This is a genomic window from Bradyrhizobium sp. CCBAU 53340 (genome assembly GCF_015291645.1).
Taxonomy (GTDB): domain Bacteria; phylum Pseudomonadota; class Alphaproteobacteria; order Rhizobiales; family Xanthobacteraceae; genus Bradyrhizobium.
In genome coordinates this window covers 3,431,446-3,445,798 of the sequence record NZ_CP030055.1, presented here as the reverse complement: position 1 = coordinate 3,445,798, position 14,353 = coordinate 3,431,446, and the positions used below count along the sequence as shown (strand labels likewise).

Here is a 14,353-nt window from a genome sequence, read left to right as displayed (position 1 = left end):
GCTCGTTCGCGTTCGCCAATACTTCGTTGCGCGTCGAAGTGTATTAGCCGACCGCGCCGACCTCGAACACCTCGCCGTCATAGCCGGCTTCGCGAGGAATGCGGAGCTGGCGGCCGCTCTCGGTCTTGGTCATGACAGGCATCACCGTGACGATCGACAGGCCCCTGGCATGGTCGAGTGCAGCGCTCACGCGCGGCTGCTTGGCCAGCCGGATCAGGTTGCGCGTGGTCGGGAACGGCAGCTTGAAGCGGCCGCTCTCGCCGCCCTCCACCGCCTCGCGCGCGGAAACCCAGATCGAGTCGGTCGACTCCCGCCCGTCATGCGCGCCGAGCTGGTCGGGCGGTGCGGCCGCAAGGAAGAACCAGGTGTCGAAGCGCTTCGGCATGCCCTCCGGCGTGATCCAGTGCGCGTAAGGCACGAGCGTGTCGAGCGCGAGCTGGAGACCGTTGTCGGCGAGAATGCTGAGGAAGCTGATCTTGTGCTCGTTGAGCGCGACGCGATGCGCGTCGGCGATCTCGCCGGCGCGCTTGGCATCGACAGGTGCGTTCGAGCCCTTCGCGCGCGCCAGCAGGATGCCGCTTTCCTCAAACGTCTCGCGGATCGCGGCGATGCGAAAACCGCGCTCCGCTTCGCTCAAGGCCTCGCCGCCCGAATAAAGGTCGGCGCGAGCGACGATTTCCTGATCGCCGGCATCGACGCTGCCGCCGGGAAACACCAGCGCGCCCGAGTTGAACTCGATCTGATGATGGCGGACCATCATGAAGATCTCCATCTCCTTGGCGCCATCGCGCAGCAGGAGGATGGTCGAGGCCGGGCGTGATGCTGATGTCTCGGCCATTCCACTAGCCTGCGGCGCTGGATTGCGGGCCGAGATTGGCGCGCTTGTCGAAACGGGCGACGCGCGACAGCAAATAATCGACCTCGGCCTTCGCGGTCGCCGTCATCGTCGCGCCCGGCTTGCGCTGGGCGCTGGAGGCAATGATGCCGCGCTTCTGGAGCACGTATTTGCGCACGGTCAGACCGACACCGGGCTGCTGCTCATAGCGGATCAGCGGCAGATGCGCATCGAAGATGTCGTGCGCGGCATCGCGTTTGCCGGCCTTGGAGAGGTTGACGACGTCGATCAGAAGCTCCGGGAAGGCATAGCCGGTCATGGCGCCGTCGGCGCCGCGCTCCATCTCGAAGTCCAGGAACGTGCCGCCATTGCCGCAGAGGATCGAGAGCGGACGCAGCGAGCCGTCCTTCTGGAAGCCGCGCAGCGTCGTGATCTTCTCGAGGCCCGGCCAATCCTCATGCTTGAGCATCACGCAATTTGGGTTGTCCATGACGATCTTGCGGATCACAGCCGGGGTGAACACCACCGTGAGCGTCAGCGGATAGTCCTGGAGCACCCAGGGCACATCGGGGCCGATCGCCTCGGCCGCCTGCTTGAAATAGCCAACGATCTGATCGTCGGTACGCAAGCTCGGCGGCGGCGCGATCATGACGCCGGCCGCGCCTGCGTCCATCGAGGCCCTTGCCAGCGACCGCATCGTGGCAAAGCCCGGCGCCGAGACGCCGACGATCACCTGCATCTTCTTGGCGCGCTTGACGTAACGCACCGCCACCTGCTCGGCCTCAGTGGCATCGAGCTTCGGCGCCTCGCCGAGGATACCCAGCACGGTGACGCCGTCGCAGCCAACCTCCTCGTAGAAATCGGTCAGGCGGTCGATCGAGCGCTCGTCGATCCGGCCGTCGTCGTGGAATGGCGTCGGCGCGATTGCGAAGGTGCCTTTGGCGTCGGCGGTGAGCTTCATCAGTCCTTGTCTCTCTCTCTCTGTTCGTCATTCCGGGATGGCCCGAAGGGACAGGCCCGGAATCCATAACCCCGGCTGGTGGTTATGGATTCCGGGCTCGCGACTGCGTCGCGCCCCGGAATGACAGTTTTGGCTAAAACCTCCGCGCGCCCATCTTGATCTGCTCCTCGGAGAAGAAGATCTCCTTGGCATGATCGGCGATGTCCCGGGCGTTCCAGCCCGTGTGCGGCGGCTTCCAGCCTTCCATCTCCATCATCCGCATCTCGCGCACGCCGCGGGGCCCGGACACGCCCAGCACCTTGCCGGTCTGGTCGCCCGACAAATCGCTGACCATGTATAGCACGGCCGGCGCGATCCCGTCCGGTCCCAGCGCCGCGCCGGGGTTCTCCTTATAGCGGGGCAGGTCTGCGGTCATGCGGGTCAGGGCGCCCGGCGCCAGCGTCCAGATCCGGATGTTGTATTTCCGGCCCTCGATCGCCAGCACGTTGGACAGGCCCCAGATGCCGCCCTTGGCCGCGCCGTAGTTGGTCTGGCCGAAATTGCCGATCAGCCCTGAGGTCGAGGAGGTGTTGACGATGACGCCGCCGCCGTTTTCGCGCATCCAGCGAAACACCGGCATGGTGCAACAAAAGGTGCCCTTCAGATGCACCTTGATCACCTTGTCCCAATCGGCCTCACTGGCCTTGTGAAAGGTCTGGTCGCGCAGGATGCCGGCATTGTTGACCAGGATGTCGGCGCGCCCAAAATGCTTGATGGCATCGTCGAACACCGACTGGCCGCCCTCCATGGTGGAAATGTCGGCGCCGTTGGCGATCGCCTTGCCACCCTCGGCCTTGATCGCGTCCACCACCTTTTGCGCCATCGAGGTGTCGGCGCCGGAGCCGTCACGGGGGCCGCCGAGATCGTTGACCACGACCGCCGCCCCTTCCCGCGCGAACAGCTTTGCGTAGGCCTCACCGAGCCCCCCGCCCGCGCCGGTGATCAGCGCAACCTTGCCGTCGAGTAGTCCCATGGTGGCTTCTCCCTGTTTGTTCTTGTTCTCCCGTGTCCCGGACGCGATGCAGCGTGAAACGCTGCGTCGCAGAGCCGGGACCCAGTTCTTGGAGGCGGCCCCTTGGCCCCGGCTCTGCAGCGCACCGCTACGCGTTGCGTTGCATCCGGGGCACAAGACTGCCCTAACCCAGCACCGTCTTGCCGTTCTTGATCACGGTGACGCCGCGCGACTTCACCTTGGCTTCGAACGAGATCGTGTTGCCGTCCCTCCAGAGGTCCATGGTCACGGTCTCGCCGGGATAGACCGGCGAAGAGAACCGCGCGACGTGCTGGCGGAAGGCCGACGCGTCATAGTCGGCATAGGTCTGGAGCACGCCGCGGCAGGTGATGCCGTAGGTGCACATGCCGTGCAGGATCGGACGCGGGAAGCCGGCCTTCCTGGCGAACTCGGGATCCGAGTGCAGCGGGTTGCGGTCGCCGCAGAGGCGATAGACCAGCGCCTGGTCGGGACGCGTGACGATGTCGATGGTCTTGTCGGGCGTGCGCGACGGGATCTTGTGCGGATCAGGCTGGGTCAGGCTCGGCCCGCCAAAGCCGCCATCGCCACGGGCGAAGCGCGAAGCGACGAGTGTGGCAAGCTTCTCACCCTTCTCGTTCTTCAGCACGGTCTGATGGCTGATGACGACGCCCTTGCCCTCACCCTTGTCGTAGACTTCGACGACGGAGGAGTCGGCGGTGATGTTGGCCACGACCGGCAGCGGCTGGTGGAAGGTGATGTCGCGTTCGCCGTCCACCACCATGACTCGGTTGAGATTCATCTCGCCCGGCCCCGAGCCCCACGCTGCGACGGACGCGAACGTCGGCACCACCTTCAGCGGACGCGGCGTGAACGTGCCCTCGTTGACGAAGGCGAGCTCGTTCTCGTCCATGGGATCGGCGCCGAGACCGATGCCGTAGGCGTAGAGCATGACCTCGCGATCGCCGTAGGCATATTTCTGGCCGAGGTTTTTGAGGCCTTTGAGCTCTTCGTATCTGGCGGACATCTTGTTTGTTTCCTCTGGTTCTCATCCTCATGGTGAGGAAGCGCTCTTGCGCCGTCTCGAACCATGAGGATGCCCGAAACGCTTTCTTTGTCGTGACCATCCTTCGAGACGCTTGCTTCGCAAGCTCCTCAGGATGAGGACTGTCCTACACCGGCGTGAAAAACGGCAGCGGGGCGCCGTCGGTCGGCTTGAAAACCACCTTCACCTTCTGGCCGATCTTCAATTTCTCCAGATCGCAGTCGACGAAATTGGTCTGCACCGACGGCCCCTCCTTCAGCGTGACGTAGCCGATCGCGTAGGGGCCGGTCGGCGACTTCCGCATCAGGCTGTAGGTGTAGATCGTGCCCTCGCCCGAGGCCTCCTCCCACACCGTCTTGTCGGAGTAGCAGAACGGGCAGATCGAGCGCGGGAAGTAATGTGCTTCGCCGCACGCCGTGCAGCGCTTGATCATGAACTTGCCCTCTTTCGCCGCGTCCCAGAACGCGGCGGTCTCCGGATTGGTCACCGGCGCCGGATATTTCCTTGCTTCACTCATCACACGCGCTCCAGAATGGCGGTCGAGGCAGCGTGGCGAACACCCAGGAGACCGCCGGTGCCGTGGGCGATGGCGAGATCGCAATTCTTGACCTGCACCTTCGGATGCGCCTCGCTGCGCAACTGCCTGACGGCCTCGATGATCTTGGTCATGCCACCGCGGTTGACGGGATGGTTGCTGCAGAGGCCACCGCCATCGGTGTTGAACGGCAGCTTGCCGACGCCCGAGATCAGATTGCCGTCGGCGACGAACTTGCCGCCCTCGCCCTTCCTACAGAAGCCGAGGTCTTCGAGCTGCATCAGCACGGTGATGGTGAAGCTGTCATAGATCGAGGCGTATTTGATGTCCTTCGGGGTGATGCCGGCTTCGTCGAACGCGCGCGGTCCGGACCAGACACCGGCCGAGTAAGTCAGATCGAGATCCTTGCCGCCGCGCGGACCTTTCATCGCCTCGCCATGGCCGATCAAGCGCACAAGCGGCTTCTTCAGGCTTTTGGCGATCTCCGGCGTCGTCACGATCAGCGCGCCGCCGCCATCGGAGACGACGCAGCAATCCATGCGGTGCAGGGGATCGGAGATCATTGGCGAGTTCAAGACGTCCTCGACGGTGACGACGTCCTTGAGCATCGCATGCGGATTGTATTGCGCATGATGGGAGGCCGCGACCTTGATCCAGGCGAGCTGCTCGGAGGTGGTGCCATAGTCGTGCATATGACGCATGGCACACATGCCATAGGCATTGTGCGTGGTCGCACCGTAAGCGGATTCGAAATCGACCTCGGCGCCGGCTGCACGCGGCGGCATCACGCCGGTGCGCGGCTTGCCGGCGAGCGTAACAAGCGCGATCGAGCATTTGCCCGCCGCGATCGCTTCGGCCGCATGGCCGAGATGGATGATGTAGGAACAGCCGCCGGTCTCGGTGGAATCGACGTGGCGAAGCTTCCTGGTGTTCAGCCCGAGATAATCGACCATCGGCCAGGCCCCGCCGGGCGCATCGCCCGCGCAGAAATAGCCGTCGACATCGTCCTTGCTGATCCCGGCATCCTCGATCGCGCCCTTGGCGACCTCGGCATGGAGCTGGGCGGTGGATTTGTCCGGCGCATGCCGGGTCGGGTGTTCGTAGATCCCGGCAATGTAGGCCTTGCCCTTGATGGTCAAAACAGAGGTCTCCGCTCGCGTTTCTTCTTGGCTCTTTTTTCTGAACCGCTGGTGCCCTGTTGGCAAGCGCGGAAATATTCCGTCGTGCGAGAGAGCAGCGGCTTGGCGCAATTCCCCAATCCGTCATCCTGAGGCGCGAGTGGCGCAATGCAAGGCATCGCGCCGGGAGCCTGGAAGGATGCACGGCTGTCTCGACACTCTCGCCGCGAGAGCCGGGCGTCGCCCTTCGAGGCTCGCCGAAGAGGCGAGCACCTCAGGGTGACGGTTACGCAGGGCTCGCTGCCTCAATATCGCAATGACGATCAGACGCACCGCCGCATCCTCGCGGCTCATTCCGCCCGAGTTTTGTGTCCGTCTTGCCCTCCTCCGAAAACAGAGGGCGCAGGGAAGACCGGGTGCCGGCTGGGCACCCACGGTCCGCTGTGCGCAAGTGCGCGAAGAACAGATGCACAGCGGCATACAGGTGCGGCCAAACATCCGGCCTTCCCTGCGCAGTGGCTTTACGGCTTATGTCGCGCTCTCCCCGGGGAGCGATGCACTATTGCCCCCGTCGTCTTGCGAGCGATCGCAAGACTTGACGCACAGACCCCGGGCGTCAGGACCACACGATTTTGCCGTACGCGAGACCGCGCCCGTCGTGCACGAGACAATCGCTCGCGCGACGCAGCCCGCGTCCACCGCCGCTCACCCCGCGTTTCGTGACGATCGCGATACGCCCCTTTTTGGAGGGATGAGGTGGCGAATTGATACGACAATTCCGAATTTCGGTAAAGCGGAATGTTTTTGTGCGTGCGGATTGACCACAGCATGGGTGTTTTGCCCGACGGCAACGCAAGGGATGGTGGTCACCAGCCGCCCCGACCCGCCCAACGAAATGGCCTGTCGCGATCGGTCGTACCGACTGGGATCCGCCGAACCGGCCTTGCTTGTCAGCCTCCCCCAATACGTGTATCGAAGCGGCAACACTCCAATAAGGTGAACATGCCTCTAGGCAAAACTATCTTTACTCACGCGTTCCGGGAGCAAGCGATCGATCTGCTGTTTCGTTTCGATGGTCGCATCGGACGGTCGGATTATTGGATCGCGTGGCCTTTGTGGATCATTGCCGAGGTGGCCATGTTTTTGGTGACCGCCTTGCTAGGCTGGTTGCCTTACCTAGCCATCGTCCTCTGGCTCATCTTCTCGCTGCTGCTTCTCAACTCGGCCATCGCGGTCGGACGGAAACGCTTGCACGATCGCGACAAGAGCGGCTGGTGGTTGCTGCTGTTTTACCTTGGTCCAGCCCTTTGCCAAATCGCCGGACAAATGTCTGCTTCGGGCCTCATCCTGAACGTCGCATCATTCGCCCTGGTTGCATGGGCGATCGTCGAGCTCGGCGTCCTGCCCGGCACTGTCGGACCGAACAGGTATGGCCCTGACCCGCAGGAGTCCGACGTCCAGATGGGTTAGCCGGTCCCGGCTCGGCGTGGCCTAACTTTTTCGAATGTGGCGGAGCGCCAGTTAGTCGAGACATCGTCGATGTCGTAGGGTGGGCAAAAGCGCAGCTTGCCAACGTACTTTTGGCACGACTCCGACGAATGTGGTGGGCACGGCGCGTCGCGCCTTTGCCCACCCTAGGAGACCACACTACTCCGCTGCGATCTGCCTTGGCGCCGGCGGCGGGTTTGCCAGATCGGCGGCGAGCTGGGCGTAGCGGGCTTTTGCATCCGCCACGGCCTTCTCCTTGACCGGGCCGTAACCGCGGATGCGGTCGGGCAGCGACAGCAATTCGACCGACGTGTCGTGCGTGACCGGTGACAACAGGCCGAGCACGGTGGCGACGTCCTTCTCGTAGCCGACGATCAGGTCGCGCTCGAGCTTGCGGTCGGCGCTGCGGCCGAAGATGTCGAAGGGCGTGCCGCGCAGGAATTTGAACTTCGCCAGCACACGAAATGCTTTCAGCATCCACGGGCCGAAGGCGCGCTTCTTCGGGCGGCCAAGCGCATCGACGCCCGACGCCAAGATCGGCGGAGCCAGGTTGAAGCTGAACTTGTAGTCGCCTTCGAACTGGTCGCGGAGCTGCTGCTCGAAAGCGCCGTCAGAGAACAGGCGCGCGACCTCGTACTCGTCCTTGTAGGCGAGTAGCTTGGCGTAGTTGATCGCCACTGCGCGCGGCAGAGCATCACCATAGCCGCCCTTCATCGCGGCATCGCGGACCTGGTCGACCAGCTTGCGATAGCGTTTTGCCAGGCGGCCGTTCTGGTAGGCGGTGAGATGCTTGGTACGATGCTCGATGACTTCATCGAGCGTCATCGCATCCAGCGTCTTGGGCGCAACGACCTCGTCCGTCCCCTTCAGCATCTCGGCAAGGCGCGCAGGATCGGCGACCGCGAGGCGGCCGAGGCGGAAGGCTTCCTTGTTCATCTTGATCGAGACGCCGTTGACCTCGATCGCCTGCTCGATCGATTCAGCGGATAGCGGGAAAAGTCCCTTCTGATAGGCATAGCCCATCATCATCATGTTGGTGGCGATGCTGTCGCCGAGCAGCTGCTCGGCCGGCTTGGTGAAGTCGAAGAAGACGGAGTCCTTGTGCAGCGCGGTTTCCAGGAGCCCGTTGAGCTTGCGGGTCTGGAAGTTGAAGTCGCGATTGAGGATGAAGTCGGCGGTGGGAATGACGTGGCTGTTGATGATGCCGCGGGTGCGACTAGAGTCGCAGAGCGAGATCGTGTCCTTGGCAACGGCGACGACCTCGTCGGCCGCAAGCACGAGATCGGCCGTGCCGGTCACGATGCGCGAGCAGGTCACCTCGGCCGGATGATCCGAGAGGCGCACATGGCTCAGCACCGCGCCGCCCTTCTGCGCGAGGCCGGACATGTCGAGGATCATCGAGGCCTTGCCCTCGATATGCGCGGCCATGCCGAGCAGCGCGCCGATGGTGAGCACGCCGGTGCCGCCGACGCCGCCGACCGCGATATTGTAGGGCTTATCCAGCGTCGGCCGCGAGGCCGGCTCGGGGAGTTCACCGATATCGGCGAGCTCGGCCGGCGCACGGTGGCGCGGCGCGCCGCCATCGACGGTGACGAAGGACGGGCAAAAACCCTTGAGGCAGGAATAGTCCTTGTTACAGGAGGACTGGTTGATGGCGCGCTTGCGGCCGAATTCGGTCTCCAGCGGCTCGACCGAGATGCAGTTCGACTGCACCGAGCAGTCGCCGCAGCCTTCGCAGACGGCCGGATTGATCATGACGCGGCGCGCCGGGTCCTCCATCAGGCCGCGCTTGCGGCGGCGGCGCTTCTCGGCGGCGCAGGTCTGCACGAAGACGATGGCCGACGTGCCCTTATACTCGCGACACATCTTCATGACGTTCTGCAAGTCGTCGCGGTGATATTTCTTCACACCGGGCGGGATGGTGTCGGCCGGATAGGCGTCGGGGTTTTCCGAGACAAGGTAGATCTCGCTGATGCCCTCGGCATGGAGCTGGGCCATGATCTTCTGCGGCGAGAGATCGCCGTCATGACGCTGGCCGCCGGTCATGGCGACGGCGTCGTTGTAGAGGATCTTGTAGGTGATGTTGGCCTTGGAGGCGATCGCCTGGCGGATGGCGAGAATGCCAGAGTGGAAATAGGTGCCGTCGCCGAGGTTCGCGAAGATGTGGTTCTCGTTGGTGAAGGGCGCGATGCCAACCCACGGCACGCCCTCGCCGCCCATATGGGTGAAGGTCTCGGTGGAGCGGTCCATCCACAGCGCCATGAAGTGACAGCCGATGCCGGCGAGCGCGCGGCTGCCTTCGGGGACCTTGGTCGAGGTGTTGTGGGGGCAGCCGGAGCAGAAGTAAGGGGTTCGGGAGACAGGCGCCGTGGGGATCATCTGGGACGCCTGCCGGCCGTTGAACCAGTCGGCCTTGGCGCGAAGCATCTCCGCGATCTCGGGGTTGAGATTAAGTCGAAGCAGTCGCTCGGTGAGCGAGGTCGCCAGCGAGGCGACGCTGAGCTCGGCGGCGAAGGTCAGGAAGCGCTTGTCGTGCTCGTCCATCTTGCCGACGATGCGCGGACGGACGTCGTCGCGCCAGTTGAACAGCACCTGCTTGACCTGGTTCTCGACGATCTCGCGGCGCTCCTCGACGATGAAGATTTCTTCAAGGCCGACGGCGAATTGATGCACGCCTTCCGGCTCCAGCGGCCAGGGCATGCCGATCTTGTAGAGACGAAGGCCGATCTTAGCGGCGACCTCCTCGGTAATGCCGAGTTCGCGCAGCGCCTGGCGGACGTCCTCGTAGCTCTTGCCCGAGGCCATGATGCCGAAACGGGCGTTCGGCGAATCCATGGTGACGCGGTTGACCTTGTTGGCGCGGGCAAAGGCGATCGCAGCAAAGCCCTTATAGTCCTGCAAGCGGCGGTCCTGCTCGAAACGGTCGTCCGGCCAGCGCAGGTTGAGCCCGCCGGGCGGCATCTCGAAATCAGGCGGGATGATGAAGGGCTTCATCTCGTCGGTGAGGTCGATCTCGGCGGTGGTCTCCACCGTCTCGGTGATCACCTTCATGCCGACCCAGCAGCCGGAGTAACGCGACATCGCGATGCCGAGCAGGCCCATCTCGATCATCTCGTGGATGCTCGAGGGATAGAGATACGGCATCAAGGCCGACATGAAGGCATGGTCGGACTGATGCGGAACCGTGGAGGATTTGGCCCCGTGGTCGTCGCCGGCGAGGCACAGCACGCCGCCGTTCTTGGCGGAGCCGGCGGCATTGCCGTGGCGGAAGACGTCGCCGCAGCGGTCGACACCGGGGCCCTTGCCGTACCAGATGCCGACCACGCCGTCATACTTGGCGCCGGGCGAGAGGTTGAGCTGCTGCGAGCCCCAGATCGCGGTGGCGGCCAGATCCTCATTCACGCCGGGCTGGAATTTGATGTTGTACTGCTCGAGATGTTTTCGCGCGGCGAAGAGCTGCTGGTCGTAGCCGCCGAGCGGCGAGCCGCGATAGCCGGAGATGAAGCCCGCGGTGTTCAGCCCATTGGCGCGGTCGCGGCGGATCTGGGCCATCGGCAGGCGGACCAGCGCCTGGATGCCCGTGGTGAAGACGTGCCCGGTCTCCTGGGTGTATTTTTGATCGAGACTGATCGGACCCTGGTTGATGCCCATTCTTGTCCTCTTCCGCCCTCTTGAGCGTTTGGCCACTTAAGCCGTTGCCTGCCCGTTGTTTTTAGCTAGGGCGCGCCGACCACTTGCGCCACTCTATGTCGGATATTTCACCTTTCGCATCACAAATCTGGACGTTCCGCGGCGGCCGGAAAAAAACGCAATTTCGTGGCCGGAAAGGCATTGGCGATTTTCAATTTGTGTCACCATACCCCCGATATCGCGAAACGACATGGCGCCGCTATGATCCGGCGCTCGATTGATGGTCTCAGGAGAAGGCTTTCGATGCGGACGATTCTGGCTGTTGCGCTCTTGTGCGGTGCGGTTGCGAGCGCGTCCGTCGCCGCCGAGCCGTCGCCCGAGCTGATCGCCTATGGCAAGACTCTGGTCGAGGCCGGCGACTGCGCGGGCTGCCACACCGCCGATCCCGCCAAGCCCTTCGCCGGGGGAAAACGCATCGACACGCCGTTCGGCGCGATCTATGCGCCGAACCTGACGCCGGACCGCGACACCGGGATCGGCGCCTGGAGCGATGCCGATTTCACCCGAGCGGTGCGTTACGGCACCGCGCCGGACGGCTCGCAGTATTACCCGGCCTTCCCCTACCCCTACTTCACCCGGATGACCAAGGACGACACGCTGGCGATCCGCGCCTATCTCGGCACGCTCGCGCCCGTCACTGGCCGCAACAAGCCGCCCGAGCTGCGCTGGCCGCTGAATTATCGCGGCCTGATGCGGGCCTGGAATTTCCTGTTCTTCAAGCCCGGCCTGTTCGAACCGGACCAGAGCAAGAGCGCGGTGTGGAACAGAGGTGGCTATCTGGTCACCGGGCTCGGCCATTGCGGTGCCTGCCACACCCCGAAGAACTATTTTGGTGCGGACAAGACCGCACAGGCGCTGTCGGGCAGCGAGCTCGGCGGCTGGTACGCCCCCCGCCTCGATGGTGCCGCCCGGAGCGGTCTGCAATCGTGGAGCGCGGATGACATCACCGAATATCTGCAGAGCGGGCGCAATGCCAGGAGCCATGCCGGCGGGCCGATGGCCGAGATGATCATCGCCTCGACATCGAAGATGAGCGATGCCGACGTGCGCGCGATGGCCGTGTATCTGAAGAGCCTGCCGCCGGCGCGCCGCGAGACCATCGTCACGCCGCCCGACGAGGCCGAGATGAAAGCCGGACAGGCCGTCTACGCCAAGCTCTGCATCGCCTGCCACGAGGCCGACGGATCCGGCGCGCCGCGGATCTATCCGCCGCTGCCGGGCAATGCGCTGCTGCAATCGATCAACCCCGCCTCGACCTTGCGCATCATCCTCGACGGCGCCCACACCGTGACGACACCGCGCGCGCCGAACACCGGGGAGATGCCAGGCTATGCCAGGCAGTTGTCCGACGAGCAGATCGCGGCGGTGACCAACTACATCCGCAATTCCTGGGGCAATGCCGGGGTGCTGGTGACGCCGGCGCAGGTGGCGAAGGCGCGTGGGCAGGAGCCGTAGCTACTTCTCCTCGTCCCCCGTGAACACGAATTTCGGCATCTCCCATTTGTAGCGCACCGCGAGCAGGCGGAAGCTGATGCCGAGGACGAAGGTCAGGATGGTCCAGAGCTCGGCGTTGAGATTGAGACCGAAGGCGGTGGCATAGAACAATCCTGTCACCACCGAGACGCTGGCGTAGAGCTCGGAGCGAAACAAGAGCGGCACGTCGTTGCAGAGCACGTCGCGGAGCACGCCGCCGGCGCAGCCCGTCACCATGCCGGAGACGATGACGATCGGCAGCGATGCATCCATCTGCCAGGCGATGTCGCAGCCGGCCATGGTGAAGACGACGAGGCCGATGGCATCGAGCACGATGAAGGCGAGTTTCAGCCGGTGCACGAGCCGCGCCATCAAGATCGTGAGGAACGCCGCGCCGCCGGCGAGCGCGAGGTAGATCGGGTTCTGCACCCAGGCCAGCGGATAATGCCCGAGGAAGAGATCGCGTAGCGTGCCGCCGCCGAGCGCGGTGATGCAACCGAGGAAGCAGACCCCCAGCCAATCCATGCTGCGGCGGCCGGCCGCGAGTGCGGCGGTCATGCCCTGCGCCGCCACCGCGACCAGGGAGAGGAAATGCAGCACGCTATCGCTCGGCGGCAGGCTCCACATCGCCTTGTTCCCTTTCCCCTCGGTGGAACCGCGCCGGGTTCCAGCATGAACAGGTTCCCGATTCCGCGCCTGAGGGCAACATGCGACGAAAGCATAACGCGCGCGGAACAGAATCCCGCAGCCACGGGTTGTCAGGTGGCAATCAACGAGGAGACCCAATCGATGGCTGACGACCGTTTTCCCAACGATCCGTACCGCCCGAACCTCGCCGACGATGAGTACCTTCGCGCGGCGCGGAGGGATGCCGACCTTCAGGCCGATCCCGAGCTTGGCGAAGGCCCCGCTTCCAGCGGCAAGGTCGCGCTGTTCGCCGTGGCCGTCGCCTTGGTGCTGGGGGCCGTCTTCTATGGCTTGAACAACACCAGCACGGGCAACCAGGCGAGCAACACGCCTGCCACGCAGACCGCCCAGCAGACTCAGCCTGCCAATCCAGCCGCGCCTCCCGGCATGCGTGACGTGACGCCGCGCAACAACACCGCGCCCGGCGTGACCACGGGCGCTGCGCCGAGCAAGCCGGCCCCGGATACGCAGACGCCGTCCGACGGCGCGAAGTAACGACTATTGTGCGTAACCCATTACTGTCATCGCCCGCGCAGGCGGGCGATCCAGTACTCCGAGACGGCAGCGATTGAATCGAAAAGCCGCAGCGTACTGGATGCCCCGCCTGCGCGGGGCATGACACCGAGAGGATGAGAGAGCGGCGGGACACACATCCCACCGCTCTTCGTTTGTCTCGGTGGCCTTTCTAGCCGAACATCTTGTTGAGCTCGCCGCCGGGATAGCCGCTGGCAAGCTCGCTGAACGTGCCCTTCTCCGCCATCTCCTTCGCCGCGCGCATGAAGCCGCCCCAGGCGGCGCGAGCGAGTGAGCCGCCGACGCTGATCCGGCGCACGCCGAGATCCTCGGCCTCCTTCAACGACAGGCCGGAGCCGCCGATCAACAGATTGAACGGTTTGGGTGCGACGGCCTTCACCACCGCAGCGATGTCCTCGCGTGTCTTCAGGCCCGGTGCATAGAGACAGTCGGCGCCGGCGTCCGCATAAGAGGTGAGCCGGTCGATGACGAGCTTGAGATCGGTCACGCCCCACAAGTAAGCCTCGCAGCGGCCGACCAGCAGTGTGCCGCTGTCGCCGATCGCCTTGCGCGAGGCCTTGATGCGCTCGACCGCGAGCCCGCGATCGTAGAGCGGCTTGTCCTTGTCGCCGGTGGAATCCTCGATCGAGAGGCCCGCAACGCCGGTGCGCACGCCGCGCTCGACATTCTCCGCGACCTTGTCCGGCTCAACCGCGAAACCGCCCTCGAAATCCGCATTCACGGGGATGTCGACCGAGGAGCTCAATGCTGCCAGATGCTGACAGACGTCCTCGACATTGACGCGATTGTCGGCCTTGCCGATGGTCCAGGCAAAGCCCGCGCTCGACGACGCAATCGCCTTGAAACCAAGATGCTGCAACGCCTTGGCGCCTCCGACATCGACCGGATTGGGCAGGATAAAGCAGCCGCTCTCGTGCATCTTCCTGAACGTTGCGCGCTTGTCCGCAGTCGTCACGTGCATGTTTCTCTCCCTTGTTG

Annotated in this window: 12 protein-coding genes; 3 read left to right on the top strand and 9 right to left on the bottom strand. The window is 64.2% G+C overall.

The genetic code is table 11. The features are described 5' to 3' along the window. Positions 1-43: 43 nt before the first annotated feature. The 6 genes from XH89_RS16230 to XH89_RS16205 all read right to left on the bottom strand — a co-directional run bounded on the left by XH89_RS16230 (position 44) and on the right by XH89_RS16205 (position 5,524). The gene (locus tag XH89_RS16230; RefSeq protein ID WP_194467976.1) at positions 44-838 is read right to left on the bottom strand and encodes an NUDIX domain-containing protein; all 795 of its coding nucleotides are present in this window, start codon (positions 836-838) and stop codon (positions 44-46) included. Positions 839-842: 4 nt separating this feature from the next. Then, positions 843-1,796 carry a dihydrodipicolinate synthase family protein gene (locus tag XH89_RS16225; RefSeq protein WP_194467975.1) on the bottom strand — a complete coding sequence of 318 codons (954 nt, stop codon included), beginning with the start codon at positions 1,794-1,796 and terminating at the stop codon, positions 843-845. A 133-nt stretch (positions 1,797-1,929) separates the two neighbouring features. Continuing rightward, positions 1,930-2,808: an SDR family oxidoreductase gene (locus XH89_RS16220; protein ID WP_194467974.1), complete on the bottom strand. Its 879-nt coding sequence runs from the start codon at positions 2,806-2,808 to the stop codon at positions 1,930-1,932. Positions 2,809-2,971: 163 nt separating this feature from the next. After that, the gene (locus XH89_RS16215) at positions 2,972-3,832 is read right to left on the bottom strand and encodes a MaoC family dehydratase (protein WP_194467973.1); all 861 of its coding nucleotides are present in this window, start codon (positions 3,830-3,832) and stop codon (positions 2,972-2,974) included. 145 nt (positions 3,833-3,977) lie between these two features. Continuing rightward, positions 3,978-4,367, bottom strand: coding sequence for a Zn-ribbon domain-containing OB-fold protein (locus tag XH89_RS16210; RefSeq protein ID WP_194467972.1), 390 nt, complete (start codon positions 4,365-4,367; stop codon positions 3,978-3,980). Continuing rightward, the gene (locus tag XH89_RS16205) at positions 4,367-5,524 is read right to left on the bottom strand and encodes a thiolase domain-containing protein (RefSeq protein WP_194467971.1); all 1,158 of its coding nucleotides are present in this window, start codon (positions 5,522-5,524) and stop codon (positions 4,367-4,369) included. The genes XH89_RS16210 and XH89_RS16205 overlap by 1 nt, the downstream gene beginning before the upstream one ends. A gap of 981 nt (positions 5,525-6,505) precedes the next feature. Here XH89_RS16205 and XH89_RS16200 point away from each other — a divergent pair. Continuing rightward, a complete protein-coding gene (locus tag XH89_RS16200; protein WP_194467970.1) occupies positions 6,506-6,973 on the top strand; it encodes a DUF805 domain-containing protein in 468 nt (155 codons plus the stop codon). 177 nt (positions 6,974-7,150) lie between these two features. On the opposite strand, the gene XH89_RS16195 is transcribed toward XH89_RS16200, so the two are convergent. Further along, positions 7,151-10,642 carry an indolepyruvate ferredoxin oxidoreductase family protein gene (locus XH89_RS16195; protein WP_194467969.1) on the bottom strand — a complete coding sequence of 1,164 codons (3,492 nt, stop codon included), beginning with the start codon at positions 10,640-10,642 and terminating at the stop codon, positions 7,151-7,153. A 282-nt stretch (positions 10,643-10,924) separates the two neighbouring features. Between XH89_RS16195 and XH89_RS16190 the strand changes: the two genes are divergently transcribed. Continuing rightward, complete coding sequence (locus tag XH89_RS16190; protein WP_194467968.1) at positions 10,925-12,136, top strand: cytochrome c; 1,212 nt, start codon at positions 10,925-10,927, stop codon at positions 12,134-12,136. Here the strand turns inward: XH89_RS16190 and XH89_RS16185 are convergent, their stop codons facing one another. Next, a complete protein-coding gene (locus tag XH89_RS16185) occupies positions 12,137-12,781 on the bottom strand; it encodes a trimeric intracellular cation channel family protein (RefSeq protein ID WP_194467967.1) in 645 nt (214 codons plus the stop codon). It abuts the gene before it with no gap. A 162-nt stretch (positions 12,782-12,943) separates the two neighbouring features. Between XH89_RS16185 and XH89_RS16180 the strand changes: the two genes are divergently transcribed. Beyond that, the gene (locus XH89_RS16180) at positions 12,944-13,336 is read left to right on the top strand and encodes a hypothetical protein (RefSeq protein WP_194467966.1); all 393 of its coding nucleotides are present in this window, start codon (positions 12,944-12,946) and stop codon (positions 13,334-13,336) included. A gap of 190 nt (positions 13,337-13,526) precedes the next feature. Here XH89_RS16180 and XH89_RS16175 read toward each other — a convergent pair whose 3' ends face one another. Further along, the gene (locus XH89_RS16175; RefSeq protein WP_194467965.1) at positions 13,527-14,336 is read right to left on the bottom strand and encodes an oxaloacetate decarboxylase; all 810 of its coding nucleotides are present in this window, start codon (positions 14,334-14,336) and stop codon (positions 13,527-13,529) included. Positions 14,337-14,353: the final 17 nt, after the last annotated feature.